Origin of the sequence: Pseudomonas sp. 32_A (assembly GCF_017490905.1) — a bacterium.
In the GTDB taxonomy this organism is placed as follows: Bacteria; Pseudomonadota; Gammaproteobacteria; order Pseudomonadales; family Pseudomonadaceae; genus Aquipseudomonas; species Aquipseudomonas inefficax.
Map to the genome: position 1 here is coordinate 32,269 of NZ_JAFGYI010000017.1, position 16,011 is coordinate 48,279.

Annotated in this window: 23 protein-coding genes, 1 tRNA gene and 2 pseudogenes; 15 read left to right on the forward strand and 11 right to left on the reverse strand. The window is 59.8% G+C overall.

Features of this window, described 5'->3' with window-relative positions; translation table 11 throughout:
- Positions 1-28: 28 nt before the first annotated feature.
- The 8 genes and pseudogenes from J5M58_RS12660 (at position 29) to J5M58_RS12695 (ending at position 6,130) form a co-directional block, all read left to right on the forward strand.
- Positions 29-733, forward strand: a complete 705-nt coding sequence (locus tag J5M58_RS12660) for an SDR family oxidoreductase (protein ID WP_207878282.1) — start codon at positions 29-31, stop codon at positions 731-733.
- 227 nt (positions 734-960) lie between these two features.
- Positions 961-1,428 (forward strand): annotated as a pseudogene (locus tag J5M58_RS12665) (transposase); the annotation flags it as partial.
- 69 nt (positions 1,429-1,497) lie between these two features.
- Entirely contained in the window at positions 1,498-1,683 is a 186-nt protein-coding gene (locus tag J5M58_RS12670; protein ID WP_243432328.1) for a hypothetical protein, read from the forward strand.
- 992 nt (positions 1,684-2,675) lie between these two features.
- Positions 2,676-2,867: a hypothetical protein gene (locus J5M58_RS12675; RefSeq protein ID WP_112252792.1), complete on the forward strand. Its 192-nt coding sequence runs from the start codon at positions 2,676-2,678 to the stop codon at positions 2,865-2,867.
- A gap of 487 nt (positions 2,868-3,354) precedes the next feature.
- On the forward strand, positions 3,355-3,588 hold the full coding sequence (locus J5M58_RS12680; protein ID WP_026031959.1) for a hypothetical protein: 234 nt from the start codon (positions 3,355-3,357) through the stop codon (positions 3,586-3,588).
- A gap of 176 nt (positions 3,589-3,764) precedes the next feature.
- Positions 3,765-4,388 carry a putative metallopeptidase gene (locus tag J5M58_RS12685; protein ID WP_207878284.1) on the forward strand — a complete coding sequence of 208 codons (624 nt, stop codon included), beginning with the start codon at positions 3,765-3,767 and terminating at the stop codon, positions 4,386-4,388.
- 31 nt (positions 4,389-4,419) lie between these two features.
- A complete protein-coding gene (locus J5M58_RS12690; RefSeq protein WP_207878286.1) occupies positions 4,420-4,896 on the forward strand; it encodes a DUF2280 domain-containing protein in 477 nt (158 codons plus the stop codon).
- A complete protein-coding gene (locus J5M58_RS12695) occupies positions 4,871-6,130 on the forward strand; it encodes a terminase (protein WP_252378337.1) in 1,260 nt (419 codons plus the stop codon). Before J5M58_RS12690 ends, J5M58_RS12695 begins: the two co-directional genes overlap by 26 nt.
- A 12-nt stretch (positions 6,131-6,142) precedes the next feature.
- On the opposite strand, the pseudogene J5M58_RS28450 reads toward J5M58_RS12695, so the two are convergent.
- The 8 genes and pseudogenes from J5M58_RS28450 to J5M58_RS28455 all read right to left on the reverse strand — a co-directional run.
- Positions 6,143-6,472 (reverse strand): annotated as a pseudogene (locus J5M58_RS28450) (NUMOD4 domain-containing protein); the annotation flags it as partial.
- The gene (locus J5M58_RS12705) at positions 6,469-7,056 is read right to left on the reverse strand and encodes a DUF1367 family protein (protein ID WP_112252794.1); all 588 of its coding nucleotides are present in this window, start codon (positions 7,054-7,056) and stop codon (positions 6,469-6,471) included. The pseudogene J5M58_RS28450 and the gene J5M58_RS12705, both read right to left, overlap by 4 nt.
- Positions 7,049-7,210: a hypothetical protein gene (locus J5M58_RS12710; protein WP_181457354.1), complete on the reverse strand. Its 162-nt coding sequence runs from the start codon at positions 7,208-7,210 to the stop codon at positions 7,049-7,051. The genes J5M58_RS12705 and J5M58_RS12710 overlap by 8 nt, the downstream gene beginning before the upstream one ends.
- On the reverse strand, positions 7,203-7,727 hold the full coding sequence (locus J5M58_RS12715; RefSeq protein ID WP_207878288.1) for a hypothetical protein: 525 nt from the start codon (positions 7,725-7,727) through the stop codon (positions 7,203-7,205). Before J5M58_RS12715 ends, J5M58_RS12710 begins: the two co-directional genes overlap by 8 nt.
- Entirely contained in the window at positions 7,727-7,897 is a 171-nt protein-coding gene (locus tag J5M58_RS12720; protein WP_181457355.1) for a DUF1382 family protein, read from the reverse strand. Before J5M58_RS12720 ends, J5M58_RS12715 begins: the two co-directional genes overlap by 1 nt.
- A gap of 64 nt (positions 7,898-7,961) precedes the next feature.
- Positions 7,962-8,483, reverse strand: coding sequence for a hypothetical protein (locus J5M58_RS12725; RefSeq protein ID WP_207878290.1), 522 nt, complete (start codon positions 8,481-8,483; stop codon positions 7,962-7,964).
- A 113-nt stretch (positions 8,484-8,596) separates the two neighbouring features.
- Positions 8,597-9,994, reverse strand: a complete 1,398-nt coding sequence (locus J5M58_RS12730) for a DnaB-like helicase C-terminal domain-containing protein (RefSeq protein ID WP_207878292.1) — start codon at positions 9,992-9,994, stop codon at positions 8,597-8,599.
- On the reverse strand, positions 9,991-10,125 hold the full coding sequence (locus J5M58_RS28455; RefSeq protein ID WP_353844707.1) for a hypothetical protein: 135 nt from the start codon (positions 10,123-10,125) through the stop codon (positions 9,991-9,993). Before J5M58_RS28455 ends, J5M58_RS12730 begins: the two co-directional genes overlap by 4 nt.
- Here J5M58_RS28455 and J5M58_RS28460 point away from each other — a divergent pair.
- From J5M58_RS28460 to J5M58_RS12755, 4 genes are read left to right on the forward strand one after another with little or no spacing between them, the layout of a single operon-like run.
- Entirely contained in the window at positions 10,120-10,398 is a 279-nt protein-coding gene (locus J5M58_RS28460) for an HNH endonuclease (protein ID WP_207878323.1), read from the forward strand. The genes J5M58_RS28455 and J5M58_RS28460 overlap by 6 nt on opposite strands.
- 38 nt (positions 10,399-10,436) lie before the next feature.
- The gene (locus tag J5M58_RS12745) at positions 10,437-10,613 is read left to right on the forward strand and encodes a hypothetical protein (RefSeq protein WP_165605144.1); all 177 of its coding nucleotides are present in this window, start codon (positions 10,437-10,439) and stop codon (positions 10,611-10,613) included.
- A gap of 9 nt (positions 10,614-10,622) precedes the next feature.
- Complete coding sequence (locus J5M58_RS12750) at positions 10,623-10,865, forward strand: hypothetical protein (RefSeq protein WP_061203120.1); 243 nt, start codon at positions 10,623-10,625, stop codon at positions 10,863-10,865.
- A 28-nt stretch (positions 10,866-10,893) separates the two neighbouring features.
- Positions 10,894-11,139, forward strand: a complete 246-nt coding sequence (locus J5M58_RS12755; protein WP_060709531.1) for an AlpA family transcriptional regulator — start codon at positions 10,894-10,896, stop codon at positions 11,137-11,139.
- On the opposite strand, the gene J5M58_RS28310 is transcribed toward J5M58_RS12755, so the two are convergent.
- From J5M58_RS28310 to sohB, 3 genes are all read right to left on the reverse strand, one after another.
- Positions 11,136-12,116: a site-specific integrase gene (locus tag J5M58_RS28310; RefSeq protein ID WP_207878294.1), complete on the reverse strand. Its 981-nt coding sequence runs from the start codon at positions 12,114-12,116 to the stop codon at positions 11,136-11,138. The two genes, J5M58_RS12755 and J5M58_RS28310, sit on opposite strands and share 4 nt — an antisense overlap.
- Before the next feature lie 132 nt (positions 12,117-12,248).
- Positions 12,249-12,322 (reverse strand) — tRNA-Cys (locus J5M58_RS12765).
- A 154-nt stretch (positions 12,323-12,476) separates the two neighbouring features.
- Positions 12,477-13,496 (reverse strand): protease SohB, encoded by a 1,020-nt coding sequence (gene sohB / locus J5M58_RS12770; protein WP_023662815.1) that lies wholly within the window; start codon positions 13,494-13,496, stop codon positions 12,477-12,479.
- A 197-nt stretch (positions 13,497-13,693) separates the two neighbouring features.
- On the opposite strand from sohB, the gene J5M58_RS12775 reads away from it, so the two are divergent.
- The 3 genes from J5M58_RS12775 (at position 13,694) to J5M58_RS12785 (ending at position 15,992) form a co-directional block, all read left to right on the forward strand.
- On the forward strand, positions 13,694-14,404 hold the full coding sequence (locus J5M58_RS12775) for a histidine phosphatase family protein (RefSeq protein ID WP_207878296.1): 711 nt from the start codon (positions 13,694-13,696) through the stop codon (positions 14,402-14,404).
- A gap of 56 nt (positions 14,405-14,460) precedes the next feature.
- On the forward strand, positions 14,461-14,778 hold the full coding sequence (locus J5M58_RS12780; RefSeq protein ID WP_207878297.1) for an SCP2 sterol-binding domain-containing protein: 318 nt from the start codon (positions 14,461-14,463) through the stop codon (positions 14,776-14,778).
- Positions 14,779-14,924: 146 nt separating this feature from the next.
- On the forward strand, positions 14,925-15,992 hold the full coding sequence (locus tag J5M58_RS12785) for a phosphotransferase family protein (protein WP_112252803.1): 1,068 nt from the start codon (positions 14,925-14,927) through the stop codon (positions 15,990-15,992).
- Positions 15,993-16,011 lie beyond the last annotated feature (19 nt).

Sequence of the window (16,011 nt, forward strand, 5' to 3'; positions counted from 1 at the left end):
AAACCAGCATTGAGCGATTGGAGGCAGCATGTCAGTAGAAAAAGTTGCGATTATCACGGCAGGTGGCAGCGGCATGGGCGCTGCGGCAGCGCGACGCCTGGCCGCCGAGGGCTTCAAGGTGGGTATCCTCTCCTCTTCGGGCAAGGGCGAGGCGTTGGCTACCGAACTTGGCGGTATTGGTGTAACCGGCAGCAACCAGTCGGTTGAAGATCTGCAACGCCTGGTCGACGCTGTCGTGGAGAAGTGGGGCCGTATCGATGTGCTGGTCAATAGCGCCGGCCATGGTCCGCGCGCGCCAATCCTGGAAATCAGCGACGAGGATTGGCACAAGGGTATGGATACTTACCTGCTCAATGTCATTCGCCCGACTCGCCTGGTGACGCCTTACATGCAGCGTCAGAAAAGCGGAGTGATCATCAACATCTCCACTGCATGGGCGTTCGAACCCAGCGAGCTGTTCCCGACTTCTGCCGTATTCCGCTCGGGCCTTGCCGCGTTCACCAAGATATTCGCCGACAATTTCGCCGGCGATAACGTGCGCATCAACAATGTCCTTCCTGGCTGGATCGACAGCTTGCCGGCCACCGAACAACGCCGCGATAGCGTGCCGCTCAAACGCTACGGCACCAGCGAAGAGATCGCTGCGACCATTGCGTTCCTTGCTAGCGAAGGCGCGGCCTACATCACCGGGCAGAACATCAGGGTCGATGGCGGCGTTACACGCAGCATTTGATCGCCCGTGGACGCAGCTGGCGATCCCGGTCGGCCACGTGCGCAACCCTTATCGGCTCATGCAGCTGTCCACCTTGGACGAGCAAGGATAGCTCGCTTCCAGGACGGTGAGCGCTCAACAGTTCTGCCAAAAGAAAAGGCACCCGAGCAGACTGTGTGAAAACCTAGCAATCTGCCCGGCCCTTTAAGAGAATGCTCCGTATCGAAAGATACGGAGCATTTTTCGTTATGGCCTACATACAAGGAGAGTCTCGCAGCCAGACCAGCCTGTTCCCGGTCTCGCTGGAGGAATTGATCCCTGAAGATCACCTCGTACGGGTCATCGACCTGTATGTAGCCAAGCTGGATCTGGGCCTGCTCGGCTTCGAAAAAGCCCAGCCGAAGGCCACTGGGCGCCCAGCCTATGACCCCGCCGATCAGTTGAAGCTCTACCTCTATGGCTATTTTCAGCGCATCCGTTCATCGCGGCGCCTGGAAGCCGAGTGCCAGCGCAACATCGAAGTGATGTGGCTGATCAACCGGCTTAAACCCGACTTCAAGACCATCGCTGACTTCCGCAAAAACAACAAAGCTGCTTTCGTCACGACATGCCGGGCTTTTGTGCAGTTCTGTCGAGCTGCCGGTTTGATTGCCGGTGACCTGGTTGCGGTCGACGGCAGTAAGTTTCAGGCAGTCGCTTCCTCGCGACGTCACCTGACTTGAATCAGCTCAGCCGTCGCTGCGGGAGCATCAGAGAAGAAGCGCATAGAAGCAGTGGAAGAGGATGTGATCATCCTTCCCGACAGCTTCTACGACATGAACACCTGGGACCTCGATGCAGCGCCCGAGTCGACCAGGCGCCGGTGGCGGGCGGACATCAACGAAAAGCTGAACGGAATGGTGGAAGAGGCACTGGAAAAGGTGAGGATGATCCTAGAGGTTGAGGGCTTGCTTATGAGTCATGCGGCGTAATCGCCTATTGACATCAGTGAGCGACTGAGCGAAATTACTCCCATCCTGTCATTCCTGCGCGTGTTGAGGAGTGGCACACCAGAACCCGGCCACTGAGCCGGGTTTTTTATTGCCCGAAGAGGGCCTCAAGAGGCACAGAACTGCGCCGGTCTTATTAATTGTCCCGATGGTCTGTTATTTTACCCTATGTCAGGCTTAGGGCGCATACTCGCTTTAGCTCAGATTTTCTGAGTTATTGAGAGGTACTTATGTCTAGTGACATTACCAAACCAAATGGATCCCCGGGACTTGAATTGGAAGTTGAAGAAGGTACAGAAAAGCGTGAGGGGTTGGACAAATCTAGCCCAGAGGATAGGGACGACTATATCGATCCCGACGCTACACCTAAACAAGAACCTGATTCCCCTGAACGTCAAAAAGCTTCAAATATGGAAAAGTTCAGTAGTCAGCAGACTGGTTGGACTTATCCTGGGCGCCGTTGGTAGAGGCACCCAACCACGTACGGCTCTTTCACCACATAAGCTCCTCGAAGCTGGCTACCCTCTAGTCTACACCCCAGATGATGACAAGCCAGGCCTTGATAAAGGTCCGGAGAGTGACCGGAGGCAGATGCGTACACATGATGGATCACTCGCTGAGTAATTCATTTATTTGAGCTCGGAAAACCGGGCTCATCAGAGGTTTATATGACAGATAAAACATCGCACCAGGGTGAAAGAAGCTCTGGCGAAAATACATCTCCCCAAGGCCCAAGGGCGGAAGGAAGTAAGGGTGCCAACACCGAGCGGGCTTCAAAGGCAGAGCTCTATAGTCGGCACGACAAGGTTGCTGAGAAAGATGTCAAAAATGATCCGCGAAAGTCGTGAAGTAGAACATTTGAGCTGATTGAAGCACCCAATAAATTGGGAAAGCGCTAATAAATCACTTGCTAGCCGCCTTCGGGCGGTTTTTTGTTCTGGTGAATTGTCTTCCCATCAGATCAACGGTTGGCCATGAGCAACGTCACACGAATTCGCCATGAGCTTCCGGTAAGCACGGATATCGACCATGCGGTGGCAGAGTTCGATGCCGCTCTGGTCAAAGCCATTGATGCAGCCAAGGATGCCGGGCTGCCGCAGGGACTGCTGGTCGGCCTGTTGCACGGCCACGCCCACGCCGAATCACACAAGATGGTGGCCAAATGAACGTGGTTGAGCGGAAACGGCGGGAGCGAGAGGAGCCGCACGCCTCCGGCGAGTGCATCTGCGCGAACTGTCAGCATGAATGGGTAGCGACTGCCCCGGTAGGTGTCACGCAGATGGAGTGTCCGGAGTGCGGTACCCATCGCGGCGCCTTCAAGTATCCATTTGGTCCGCAGCCAGGTGACGAGGCATTCCACTGCAACTGCGGCTCAGAAACGTTTTTCATCATGCGCAAGCCAGGCCAAGCCAGTGGCGCAGTGCACTGCTATGGCTGTGGTGTAGAGGCGACCAGCTGGTTTAAGTAGGTATCCCATGACAACGAAGCAACCCGACTGGGAGGCGATGGAACGAGCCTACCGGATCGGGTCGCCCAATGCTGCATGAGCGTGCTCACGCTCAGACCAGCATCATATTCATGATTAACGCTTCAATGCAGTGGATTGATCTGTTGGCACCGGCTACCTTGATGCTTCACGCAAGGAGTCCGGACATGGCAGATAAATATGTTGGAAGAATAGTTGGGCTTGGCACGGATAATGTCGAGTACGTCATCTACATCTACCAAGACGAGACGGTCGAGCGCTCTTCGAGCGGCATGGTTCGACATGAAGGCTTGAAGCATTTCGAAATGCAAATGGGTGGTGCCGTGAACAAGATCTCCGAAACGGAGTACGAGATCGTTGCTACTGGAGTGAGGGTCACTGTGCATGATGATAAGAGCTAATCGGGTCGGCCTCTCGTGCGAGCGCTTGAAATGGAATGCCGCATGGCAGCCAGATGGAGCAATCACCATGCATAGCTTGCGTTGAGCCAATCGCCTTTCGGCTAGTACTCCCTCCTGCACTGAATAGACTCCTGCCGTCCCGGCACCGCAACATCATTTCAAACACAAGGTGACCTATGGATAGGCCGTATCCTCCATCGTCACTGCTTGAACTGTCCGAGCTATCCGACTTCGGTATCCGCTTGGCTCCTGCCCCTGAAATATGGGATTGGCTTAAGGCCGAGATTCTTGCCGACACCGGCAGCATCCATAACCCAGAGCACGCCCACCTGATCGACGCCAACATCGGCGTGCTCTGGGCATCGACTGGGTTCGCCAAACAGGGGCGGGTCGTCCTTGGCCAGGCCGAGCAGCTGATGTTCCGCGCTGGCGGATGGCAGGAGGCCCGGCAAGAGCAGCAGATGCGAGAATGGTTCGGCGAGGAGCCGGACTACCTCATCACCCTGGCCGCCGACTACTGCTCCCAGTGCACCGATGCTGAGTTCTGCGCCCTGGTCGAACACGAGCTGTACCACATCGCCCAGGTAACTGATGAGTACGGCGCACCCAAGTTCACACAGGACGGGCTACCCAAGCTGTACCTGCGCGGCCATGACGTCGAAGAGTTCGTCGGAGTGGTACGGCGCTACGGTGCCAGCGAAGAAGTCCAGCAGCTGATCGACGCTGCAAGCCGGCCGCCCGAGGTGGCCAAGATCAACATTGCGAGGGCCTGCGGAACCTGTCTACTGAAGTCGGCCTGATTTTTGGACAGGTTTGGACGGATGAACGCCTATGGCAGCCCTATCAAGTGAGGTGAAGGTCTTCGTAATTCAGGCCTTGGCCTGCTTCGATACGCCTTCCCAGGTGGCCGAGTCGGTACAAAAGGAATTCGGTTTGACCATCACCCGGCAGCAGATCGAGTCGCACGACCCCACGAAGGTCTCTGGGAAGGGGTTAGCCGCCAAGTGGAAGCAGCTCTTCGAAGACACTCGCAAGCGCTTCCGCGAAGACATCACTGAAATTCCCATCGCCAACAAGGCCTACCGTTTGCGCGGCCTCAATAGGATGGCTGACAAAGCCGAAGGAATGCGGAACCTGGCTCTGACGGCGCAACTGTACGAGCAGGCGGCCAAGGAATGCGGCGACATGTACAGCAACCGCAAGATCGAACCCGACAAGCCCCTGGGCTCCCAGGCGGACCAGCAGCACGCCGTTGCTGAGTACAAGCTGGAGCCAGACGAAGGTGTCCCGACTACCCCGTACCTATGACCCGCCGGTGAAGTTGACGCCGAAGCAGGCGAACATCTACGTTTGGGGCTTTCAGCCCGAGGCGCGTTTCCGTGATGCGGTGTGCGGGCGTCGATTCGGCAAGACCTTCCTCGGCAAGGCAGAGATGCGCCGCGCGGCCCGGCTGGCTGCGGAGTGGGGCGTGAGCGTCGAGGACGAGATATGGTATGGCGCGCCGACGTTCAAGCAGGCCAAGCGGGTCTTCTGGCGCCGGCTGAAGCAGGCCATCCCAGAGGCCTGGCGCGCAGCCCGGCCGAACGAGACCGAGTGCTCGATTACCCTCAAGTCCGGCCACATCATGCGTGTGGTCGGCTTGGACAATTACGACAACCTGCGGGGCTCCGGCCTGTTTTTCGTCCTGGTGGACGAATGGGCGGACTGCCCGTGGGCAGCCTGGGAAGAAGTGCTCAGGCCAATGCTCTCGACCTGCCAGTACAAGATCCCCCAGACCGGGGAGTCGAGAAAGGGCGGGCATGCGCTGCGGATCGGGACCCCGAAGGGCTTCAACCACTGCTATGACACCTACCGCGACGGGCAGCCGGGCGGTGAGCCGGATCACAAGAGCTGGCAGTACACCTCGCTGCAGGGCGGCAACGTCCCGGCCGATGAACTGGACGCTGCCCGCCGCAAGATGGACCCGCGCACGTTCCGTCAGGAATACGAGGCCGGCTTCGAGAACTACGCCGGAGTCGTGTACTACACCTTCGACCGGGCCGAGTGTCGCACCAGTGAGCGCATCAGGCCGGGTGAGGCCGTGCACATCGGCATGGACTTCAACGTCATGAAGATGGCTGCGGTCGTGTACGTGGTCCGGGAAGGCCTGCCGCTGGCGCTGGATGAGTTCCACTCGGTGCGGGACACGCCCGAGATGATCGAGAAGATCAAGGTTCGCTTCTCTGGCCACAGCGTCTCCGTGTACCCAGACGCTAGTGGCCAGAACACCAGTAGCAAGAACGCTAGCGAATCGGACCTGTCCCTGCTCAAGAAGGCCGGCTTCTCCGCGAACGATCTTTCCAACGGTGCCGCGGTTAACCCCTGTCACTCTGGCGATATCCAGTTGGGAGTTCTTTTGCGCGTGAAGCCGGCGGATCTGGCGAACCTGATCCGGCGTTACCTTGGCGTTCGGGTGAAATACCCCCTCAAGCTTTGTGCCGTGCCGAACCTTGTCAGCCTCATTGTCTTTGTGAGAGCCCCAGGCCAAGTTCTCAGCCCTTGAGTTCATTTGATCCCCGTCAAGGTGCCTGACAACCTCCCCCTCACCAGGAACGAAAGCCTCTGCGACCAGCCGGTGGATGTTCCTTTTGGATTGATCGGGACCATCGCAGAGGCAAACCGCTGGATATCCTGCGCTCATGCTTTGAGCCAGGATCCGGCCTTCAATCAACTTTTCGCCACGACCGAACTTCACGTATCTGCTGATCGAGCGGACGCGGCCCAGGTTACTCACCTCGTAGAGGCCTACAAAGCCCCGAACCGGACGCCATCTTTCTTCCTGATCATTGACAGTGCAGTCCTGGCCGCGGGCGCTATCGCGCACCTTCTTGCTAACGACCTTCATGCGTAGCTCCCCATCATGTCGGCAGCATCCAGCGCAGCAGCCTCGGTTTCGAAGTGAGCCGACAGCACCAGCCGCCAGCAGGCGTTGAACACGTCGCGGTACAGCGGCTCGAATGCGGTGTCGTCCATGTTCGCCCAGCTGATCGACTTGGCTTCCTTGCGCACTCCATCTGGCGTCTGCACCAGGTGAAAGTGGCCAGCCTCAATGGTCACCCACTCGCGGAAGGCCTCACGGCTCTTGTCCACCACTGGGAAACGATCGGCGCGGTCAGCCTCGAGCTTGGCGATGTAGCACTCCACGGCGTTTGTGAGCTGCCCAGGGCGCTGGTTCAGGTCTTCGAAGTACTTGGCCAAGCCCCAGATGCCTCGCAGCTCCTGCCGAGGCACAAGGCCTCCCGCAGGCTCCCAGTACTCCCATGCCAGATCCAGCATGGAGAAGAACTTGCGGTGGAATTTGGCGTTGCGCATCTTGGTGAACTTGCCGTGGATGACCTGGCCAGCCTTCCAATGCTGGATGGTTTCGCGGTCAGCGTCGGTTGCCGGCACCAGGCCATGCGAGGTACGGATCAGTGCGAGCTCAGCCATTGGCCTTCTCCTCGATCTTCACGCACTCGAAAGTGCGCTTGCCGACGTAGAACTTGCCCAGGCGCTCACACTCGGCAGCGACTGTGTGATGTGCCCAGACCCAGCCGATGGAGATGCCAACGATCAGCGCGAAGAGGAGACCGAATTTATCCATGGGATGCCTCCTTGGCCATGGCCGCCCGGTATCCGGCTAGCTCCGCGATGTCTCGGTGGTAATCGCGGAGCGTTACCGGATGCATGTCTTCCGGTTTCTGCCCTGCATACTTCTGGTTCATCTCGCCAGCCAGCGAAGCGATGCACTCGCTCAGTGCCGTGCGCAGCGCCTCATTCTCGGCCTTGAGCTGGTCGCGCTCTCGATTGGCGTTGATGAGCTGGGCGGATAGGCAATCGCATTCGCCTCGCCACTCCCCGGTGATGTCGTGCACGTCGCCGGTGTCGCCGCAGGTCCAGCAGAATGGTCCGTGGCGCCAGGTTTCAAGCTCTTGTTCAAGCTCTCGCTCTTTTTTGCTGCGACTGGTCGACAACCGCTCGATTTCCGCGAGCAGGGCCAAAACGTCGACTGCACGAACGGCGAGAGCAGGGAAAGGATTGCCGTTGCCGCCAGGATGGTTGTTAGCAATTGCGCGCTCGGCCGAAACGCGGAGCTCACTGCGCATCTTGTTGGTGTCCATCAGTGCTTCTCCTCGGCAGCTTCCATCTCGTCGAGCTTCTTCATGACCCGGGCGAGCAACTGCGCGTGCTCTTCCTCGGTCTCGCAGATCACCGGCACGAACAGCACGCCGTGCTTCGCGAACGTCTGCGCGAGAATCAGAGCGGCGCGGATCTTCTTCATCGGGCTCATACACCCTCCCCGGCCGGCTGCCCGGCGCGCTTGATGTTCAACTTGGCCAGCAGGTGTGCACGGTTCATGCTGCCTCCTTGCGAGCATTGAGCTTCTCGACGAACTTGGTTAGTGCCCATTCACAGCGGCTCATTTGGCTGTGCATGGCGGTCTTCTCTGCATTGGCCTCCCGGCTCACCCCGGCCAGGTAACGCTCTCGCACGCTGCGGTCCATAGCGGCCACCGCTGAGCTCTGGGCGATTTCGTAGATATGCAATGCGCCGGGGTGTGGCTGCTTCATGCCGACACGCAGGTAGCCGTGGTATGCGTCTTTCCCGAGCCCATGCTCGATCAGGCCATGCAGCTCGTGAGTGCTGAACTCGACGGTGCGCCCGGCATACAGGACAAGCAGCCGTGCACCGCCGACGCCTGGGAACATGAACTGCATATCGCCATAGGCGATAACCACCGGGCATCCGGTCGCGGCGCTAGCGTCCATGGCCTTTTCGCGCTCGATTTCCGTTGGGTGAGGGCCTTTCACCTCAACGAACAGGCCGGCCCGAGGCAGGTAAAAGTCAGGCAGATAAGCGCCATGCCGGGTTTTCACCAGGCGCGGCTCTTACAGCCAGTCGATATTCAGGGCGTCCATCATGTCGGCCCAGCGCGTTTCGGAGTGGGAGCGCATGAGGTAGCCGCCACGCGCGAAGATTGTTTGACCCATCAGAAGCTACCCCCTGGCTTGAAATCGTTGAGCATCGAACGAGATGACCGCCGTGCCGGCTGTGCGGAAGCCTGCTGCTGTTCACGCGATCCGGCGTAGTTGGTGAAGCGGGCGAATTCACCCTGGTGCTGCAATAGGCAGTGCCCGGTCGACGCGTTGCGGTGCTTCACTACGTCGATTTCAGTAACGCCGCTTTGTCCAAGATCGGAATCTGCATCCCGGTGCGCGATCAGGATGATGTCGGCGTCCTGCTCGATCTCGCCGGAGTCGCGCAGGTCCGACATCTGCGGCTTTTTGGTTGTGCGGGTCTCGATGCTTCGGTTGAGCTGGGCCAGAACGATAACTGGCACGTTCAGCTCCTTGGCCATGCCCTTGATCCCGCGGCTGATCGCTCCGAGCTCGAGGTTGCGATTCTGCTGGCGGCTACCTGCCTCTGGCGCGATCAGCCCGATGTAGTCGATGACGATTAGGTCCAAAGGCTTGGCCTTGTGCTGGAAACGCGCGATGTTGCGGATGCGGCTCAGCGGAAGGCCGCCCTTCTGGCAGATACGCAGGTCGGCGTCACGCATACGCCCGACAGCGGCAGTGATCTTCTGGATCTGCTCACCGTCACCCATGGCCTTGCCAGTGTCGATGTTGCCCAGCGTTACAGCCGAGGCAGACGCCAGGCTTCGCTTCGACAGCTCCTTGCCGGACATCTCGAGCGAGAACACCAGCGCGGACTTGCCGTTGCGGATTGTCAGATGCTCGGCAATCCCCAGGCCCAGGGTTGTTTTGCCAGTCCCTGGCCGCCCGGCGATGATAATTACGTGAGAGCCGCGCAGGCCCTGCAGCAGCTCATCAAGATCAGCCAGCCCGGTGGAGTGGCCATTGATGCCCTGTCCGTTGAAGCGGTCGTCCATTTCATCGATGACGGGGCCCAAGGCCTCGGCCAGGCTGATAACGTCCGGCTCGTCATCTTCGCTATTTAGCGTCATGACGGTTTGCTGGACATCCGCGATGATTCCGGCGATGGGGCGCGCATGAGTCGCCATATCGATGATCGACTGCCCGATCTCGCTGATCTGGCGCGCCTTGTAGCGCTCAGAAACGATCCTGGCGTACTCATGGACGTTGGCCACGGACGGAACAGAGCGCATGAGCTCAGAAGCTCGAACGATGGTGAGCTCACCGCTGCTGAGCGTTGGGCGGATGTCCGACAGGGCTACCGGGTCAACTGGTCGGCCTGCCGACCGAGCGCCCAGGATCATGCTGAATAGGTCGGCGGCATCAGGGTCGTAGAAGTGCTGGACGGATACCTTGGCGCCGATAGATTCGATCAGGTCAGGCTGGTGCATCAGGGCGCCGACGACGCCGTGTTCGGCCTCCTCGGAGACCAGTGGGCGAGTCTCGATCATTGCTGAGCCTCCAGAACCTTGAGCACCTTGTCCTGGCGGGTCAGGAACTCAATATCGGCGGTCCAGCCACGGTCGTTCTGGCCAACCCAGTGCTTGTTGGCCAGGCAGAGCATCCAGACGAAAGCATGCACGTCGACCACATCAATCGCATACGCGATGACAACCGGTGGAAAAACCTGCGGCTGCTTACACCGAAAGACAACCGAGCGCATCGAGTTGTTACCAGGAAGCCGCCAGCGAGCGGTGTTACAGGCGTGTACTGGGATGGCCGCAAGAACAAGTGGGTCGTTCAGATATTTCGAAACCGCAAGGTTCACTACGGCGGTTACCACAGCACCATAGATGCCGCCGCAGTAGCTGCGGACGAACTTCGCGCCACGCTTGATCAGCAAGCCGCAGCCTGACCACCAACCTGCCGCGACCGGCGGCGTGGAGACCATCCATGAACCTGATCGACTGCTACGTCACGAAGATCCTCGGCGAGCCGTACCGCAAGTTCGGCTACTGGTGGGTTGATGTCGAGTACGAATCGGAAGGCCGCGCCGGCACAACAAAACTGATGTTTGGAACCCGGAAATCTGCTCGCGAGGCGAAGGCAGGATTCCAATTCTTGGCCTGAGGACGAGACATGATCACCCCATTCAAGGCCTACACCCTGGGCGAGGACTTCGCCGTCAGGGAGGTCACCATCGTGCGAAAAGGTCTGTTCTGCACGGACAGCAAAGGCGTGAAGCACCCGAAGCCGAAGCTGTTCACCAGCCCCAAGGCTGCGCAGGACAAAGCCAGGAAGTGGCTGGCTGACCGAGAGGTGCAGCTTGCAAAAGAAAACGCGCTGCACGAGCAGCGGAAGAAGATCGTCGAATCCTACTGATCACCGCCGGGTACGGCAGGAGCCCTATATGGAACCAGAAATCATCCACATCCCGGAGCTGGCCAAGATCCTCGGCAGGTCAGAATCGGCCATCCGCAGCGCGCGCCAGGCCGGCGCCGCCTGGCTGCCACCATTTTTCAAGCAAGGCGCCAGGGTTTGCTGGAGGGTCAGTACTGTCCGTCAGTTCCTGCAGGAGTACGAAAGCGGCCTGCACGCGCCGGCCCGGCCCGGGCGAAAGCGTCAACCACCACCCACGTTGGCCAGCGTGCGCTAGCCCAGCTTGTCGGCCAGGGTGTCGGGGCACAGATGCGTGTATCGCTTGAGCATGCTCAAGGACTTGTGCCCCGTGATTGCGCTCACTTCCATCATGGACAGCCCCTTTTCGAACAACCTGGACGTGCCCTCATGCCGCAGGTCGTGAAAATGCAAGTCGCCAACATTGGCTGCTCTGCACGCGCGGGTGAAGTACTGACTCACCGAATGCGGCGCCAACGAGAACACCTTGCCATCCATGCGGGCTGGAAGCGACTCGAGCAGCTGCCGGGCACGAACCGATAGCGGAACGAGGCGCCGGCTACCGTTCTTGGTGTCTTCCAAAATCGCGTGTTTCGGCTTCACGTTCTCCCGGCGAAGCGTCAGCAGCTCACTACGACGCATTGCCGTTTCAACCGCGATACCGATGATCGCCGGCATCTCAGCGTGAATATCGCCTGCCGCTTTGATCACATCCTTCAGCTCTTGGGCACTGGGCCGCCGATCGCGAGACTTCGCGCCCTTCGGCATCCTCAGCTTCGCCACCGGGTTGCTCAGCCCCTCAATACCCCAGTCCTTGATGGCCACCGTATAAAGGTGGCTGATCACCGCCAGGTCGAGCTTGACCGTTGCGGTGGACTTCCCTTCCTTGAGCTCATCATCCCTGTATGCAGCCATATCGCTTGACCGGATCGCGGCCAGGCCTTTATTCGCCAGCTTGTTCAGCTTCCACCTGTTGATGCGGGTCTGCTCTTGCTTGGCTCCCTTCTTCATCGAAGTCACCTCCCGCGAGTATCGGTCGAGCGCTTCCTTCAGCGTGGTGCTCTCCGCCTCTCGCATGTCGACGAACCGCGCGCGCGACATGTCGCCCTCGATCTCGGCCGCCCAGCGCTGGGCCTCTGCCTTGGTGTCGAAGGTCGCGGATAGAGTGGGATATCCTTTTCGGCGGATCTTGGTCCGCCATGCCCGTTGGGGCGCTGCTCGATAGTGGCCATGCACCGGATTTTGCCGGGGACACCGGGGACATGCAATTTCTTCCGGTGTCCCAGGATTGTCCCAAAAGCGTGGGAATCAAAAATCCGCAGGCACAAAAAAACCCCGCAACCTCAAGGGCTGCGGGGCTTTCGAATATGGAGGCCGAGGTCGGAATCGAACCGGCGTAGACGGATTTGCAATCCGGAGCATAACCACTTTGCTACTCGGCCTCAAAGGTCGGATCTAGCAGCTTGCGCTTCGCTATCTCCTTGAAACGCTGAACCTTTTTCAAAGTTTGCTGCGTTTCGATGGGCGCCATTATGTCTTCATTCCTTTAACCTTGCAACCCCCTGAACGAAAAAAAATTTCAACGGGTTCAAGGTGTTAGCGCAGGCGGCCGAGTTTACTCCACAAGCCCACCACTGTGTTCTCCACGGTGCCACTGGCAGCCATGCCGATTCGCTCCTGCAGGCTTTTGCGTTCGGCGTAGTGCAGGTGGAACAGGTTGGCGTTGCGCGCGCGTTCGCTGAGGTACTCGTCGCTGGTCTGCAGCTCGTCCACCAGCTTGCGGTTGAGTGCCGCGACGCCCAGCCAGACTTCGCCGGTGGCCACTTCGTCGATGTGCAGCTGCGGGCGATAGCGGGCAACGAAGTCCTTGAACAGCTGGTGAGTGATGTCCAGGTCTTCCTGGAACTTCTCTCGGCCCTTCTCGGTGTTTTCGCCAAACACGGTCAGGGTGCGCTTGTATTCACCGGCGGTCAGCACTTCGAAATCGATGTCGTGCTTCTTCAGCAGGCGGTTGACATTGGGCAGCTGCGCCACTACGCCGATGGAGCCCAGTACGGCGAATGGCGCACTGACGATCTTCTCGCCGATACAGGCCATCATGTAGCCGCCGCTGGCGGCCACCTTGTCGATGCACACAGTCAACGGGATGCCGGCCTGGCGAATGCGCGCCAGCTGCGACGCGGCCAGGCCGTAGCTGTGCACCAGGCCGCCACCGCTTTCCAGGCGCAGCACCACCTCGTCACGCGGGGTGGCGAGGGTCAGCAGCGCGGTGATTTCGTTGCGCAGGCTTTCGGTGGCCGAAGCTTTGATGTCGCCATCGAAGTCCAGCACGAACACCCGGCCCTTTTCCTCGGCCTTGCCCTTCTTCTGCCGCTTTTCCGCCTTGGCCTGCTGCTTGCGCAAGGCCTTGAGCTGGGCCTTGTCGAGCAGGCCGGATTCCAGGCGCTCGCGCAGGTCCTTGTAGAACTCGTTCAGGCGGGTGACCTGTAATTGCCCACCCGATTTGCGCCGCCCCTTGCCGCGCAGCCCGGCGATGGCCGACAGCACTATCAGGATGGCGATGACCAGGGTGGCGGTTTTGGCGAGAAAGCTTGCGTATTCAGCAAGAAACTCCACGTTGACTCCTTAAAGACTTGCGCCACGACGGCGCGTAACTGTAGCAAGCATACCGTTGCGCCTGGTGTGCTGCCAGCCGCGGTAAACGCTGGCAACATCTTTCAAACAACCTTTTCAAACGCTTGTATGTTTTTTCGTTGACAGCCCGTGTGCCGCATCCTAACCTCGCAGCAACCTCCAACAGGCCGGAACCTTTCGTGGGCAACCTCTACCTGATCCGACATGGCCAAGCCTCCTTCGGCGCCGAAGACTATGATGTCCTCTCGCCCGTGGGCGTGCGCCAGAGCCAGGCCCTGGGTGAACACCTGGCCCAGCTCGGGGTACGGCTGGACCGCTGCGTGGCAGGCGACCTGCGCCGCCAGCAGGATACCGCGCGCCTGGCGCTGGAAGCATTGCAGGCCAATGGCTGCCCGGTGCCGGCTGTTGAGACCGATGCAGCCTTCAATGAGTTCGACGCTGATGGCGTTATCCGTGCACTGTTGCCCGGGCTGCTGCCGCAGGAGCCCGACGCCCTGCACATCCTGCGCAATGGCGCGCAGCATCGCAGCGAGTTCCAGCGCCTGTTCGCACTGATGGTGCAGCGCTGGCACGATGGCGAACATGCCGATGATGGCCTGGAGACCTGGCAGGCGTTCACCGCCCGCGTGCAAGGCGGCCTGCAGCGTGTTCTCGATGCCGCCGGCAGCGGTGACAACATCGCCATCTTCACCTCGGGCGGCACCATTGCCGCCCTGCTCCACCTGATCACCCGTATTACCCCCAGCCAGGCGTTCGCGCTGAACTGGCAGATCATCAACACGTCGCTCAGCCAGCTGAAGTTCCGCGGCCGCGACGTGGCACTGGCTTCCTTCAACAGCCAGGCCCATGTGCAGCTGTTGAGGGCGCCGGAGCTTGTCACCTATCGATGAGCCCGGCTTGTTGTGTCCCTGCGGGGACGTGTAAATCACTCTATAAGGAATGCGCCATGACCTCCGTAGCTGATGCCGTCAAAAAGATGCAAGAGAAGTTCAACCCATCCGCTGCCGCCGGCCTGGACCTGGTGTTCGGCTTCAACATCACCGACGAAGACAAGCATTACGCGCTGATCGTCAAGGACGGCACCTGCAACCTGCAGGAAGGCGAAAACCCGGATGCCAACTGCACCCTGGTGATGGACAGCGAAACCCTCAAGGGTATCGTCAGCGGCGAAACCGACGGCATGCAAGCATTCATGGGCGGCAAGCTGCGCGTTGAAGGCGACATGATGCTGTCGATGAAGCTCAGCGAGCTGTTCCCGTCCTGAGGACAGGCGATAGGGCCAGTCGCTTCATCAAGGCAGTTGATCGGGCAGCAACACCCTCACCTATATGGCACCTGGCACGCTTGTCCCAACCCTGGCGCGCCATTAGATTAGCCAATAGTCCTTGCGAACGAGAATAAGGAAAACGCATGACACTCACCGACCAGTCCACCCAGGTACGCCCAGGCGAAGAACTCGACGCGGCTGTCATCGCCCCTTACCTCAAGGCCAACATCCCCGGCCTGGATGGCCTGCCGAGCATCAGCCAGTTCCCTGGCGGCGCCTCCAACCTCACCTACCTGGTCAGCTACCCCGGCCGCGACTTGGTGCTGCGCCGCCCACCGTTCGGGCAGAAGGCCAAGTCAGCCCACGACATGGGCCGCGAGTTTCGTATCCTCAACCAGCTGAACAGCGGCTTCCCCTACTGCCCCAAGGCCTATGTGCACTGCACCGACAGTAGCCTGATCGGGGGCGAATTCTATGTGATGGAGCGGGTCAAGGGCATCATCCTGCGCTCGGACATTCCGGCCGAGCTGGACCTTGACGCCAACCGCACCGAGGCCCTTTGCAAGAGCTTCATCGACCGCCTGGTGGAACTGCACCAGGTAGACTACAACGCCTGCGGCCTTGCCGACCTGGGCAAACCGGAAGGCTATGTGCAGCGCCAGATCGAGGGCTGGACCAGCCGCTATGAAAAGGCCCTGACCCCCGATGCCCCGCGCTGGGAACGAGTGACCGCCTGGCTGCGCGAGAAAATGCCCGCCGACCACCCACGGCCCGCCATCGTGCACAACGACTACCGTTTCGACAACGTGATCCTCGATGCCGACAACCCTATGCGCATCATCGGTGTGCTGGACTGGGAAATGGCCACCCTCGGCGACCCGCTGATGGACCTGGGCAACAGCCTGGCCTACTGGATCGAAGCCGACGACCCGGCCCCGGTGCAGCTGATGCGTCGCCAACCGAGCAACGCGCCGGGCATGCTCACCCGCCGCCAGTTCGTCGATTACTACGCCGAGCGCGCCGGCATCCGCCTGGACAACTTTGATTACTACTATTGCTATGGCCTGTTCCGCCTGGCCGGCATCGTCCAGCAGATCTACTACCGCTATTACCACGGCCAGACCCAGGACAAGCGCTTCGCCCAGTTCATCCACATGAACCGCTTGCTGGAGCAGATGACCTTGCAGGTCATCGCCAAGTCCAGCCTCTGAGCCCCGACCTCGACGACGG

Bases quoted from the DNA above. Each gene is read 5' to 3' on its own strand.
- J5M58_RS12780 (WP_207878297.1), top strand. From the start codon at position 14,461: ATGACCTCCGTAGCTGATGCCGTCAAAAAGATGCAAGAGAAGTTCAAC.
- J5M58_RS12675 (WP_112252792.1), top strand. From the start codon at position 2,676: ATGAGCAACGTCACACGAATTCGCCATGAGCTTCCGGTAAGCACGGAT.
- J5M58_RS12720 (WP_181457355.1), bottom strand. From the start codon at position 7,897: ATGAGCCCGATGAAGAAGATCCGCGCCGCTCTGATTCTCGCGCAGACG.
- J5M58_RS12730 (WP_207878292.1), bottom strand. From the start codon at position 9,994: ATGATCGAGACTCGCCCACTGGTCTCCGAGGAGGCCGAACACGGCGTC.
- J5M58_RS12750 (WP_061203120.1), top strand. From the start codon at position 10,623: ATGATCACCCCATTCAAGGCCTACACCCTGGGCGAGGACTTCGCCGTC.
- J5M58_RS12685 (WP_207878284.1), top strand. From the start codon at position 3,765: ATGGATAGGCCGTATCCTCCATCGTCACTGCTTGAACTGTCCGAGCTA.
- J5M58_RS12705 (WP_112252794.1), bottom strand. From the start codon at position 7,056: ATGGCTGAGCTCGCACTGATCCGTACCTCGCATGGCCTGGTGCCGGCA.
- J5M58_RS12660 (WP_207878282.1), top strand. From the start codon at position 29: ATGTCAGTAGAAAAAGTTGCGATTATCACGGCAGGTGGCAGCGGCATG.
- J5M58_RS12680 (WP_026031959.1), top strand. From the start codon at position 3,355: ATGGCAGATAAATATGTTGGAAGAATAGTTGGGCTTGGCACGGATAAT.
- J5M58_RS12715 (WP_207878288.1), bottom strand. From the start codon at position 7,727: ATGGACACCAACAAGATGCGCAGTGAGCTCCGCGTTTCGGCCGAGCGC.
- J5M58_RS12690 (WP_207878286.1), top strand. From the start codon at position 4,420: ATGGCAGCCCTATCAAGTGAGGTGAAGGTCTTCGTAATTCAGGCCTTG.
- J5M58_RS12755 (WP_060709531.1), top strand. From the start codon at position 10,894: ATGGAACCAGAAATCATCCACATCCCGGAGCTGGCCAAGATCCTCGGC.
- J5M58_RS12785 (WP_112252803.1), top strand. From the start codon at position 14,925: ATGACACTCACCGACCAGTCCACCCAGGTACGCCCAGGCGAAGAACTC.
- J5M58_RS12745 (WP_165605144.1), top strand. From the start codon at position 10,437: ATGAACCTGATCGACTGCTACGTCACGAAGATCCTCGGCGAGCCGTAC.
- J5M58_RS28460 (WP_207878323.1), top strand. From the start codon at position 10,120: ATGCACGTCGACCACATCAATCGCATACGCGATGACAACCGGTGGAAA.
- J5M58_RS12710 (WP_181457354.1), bottom strand. From the start codon at position 7,210: ATGGATAAATTCGGTCTCCTCTTCGCGCTGATCGTTGGCATCTCCATC.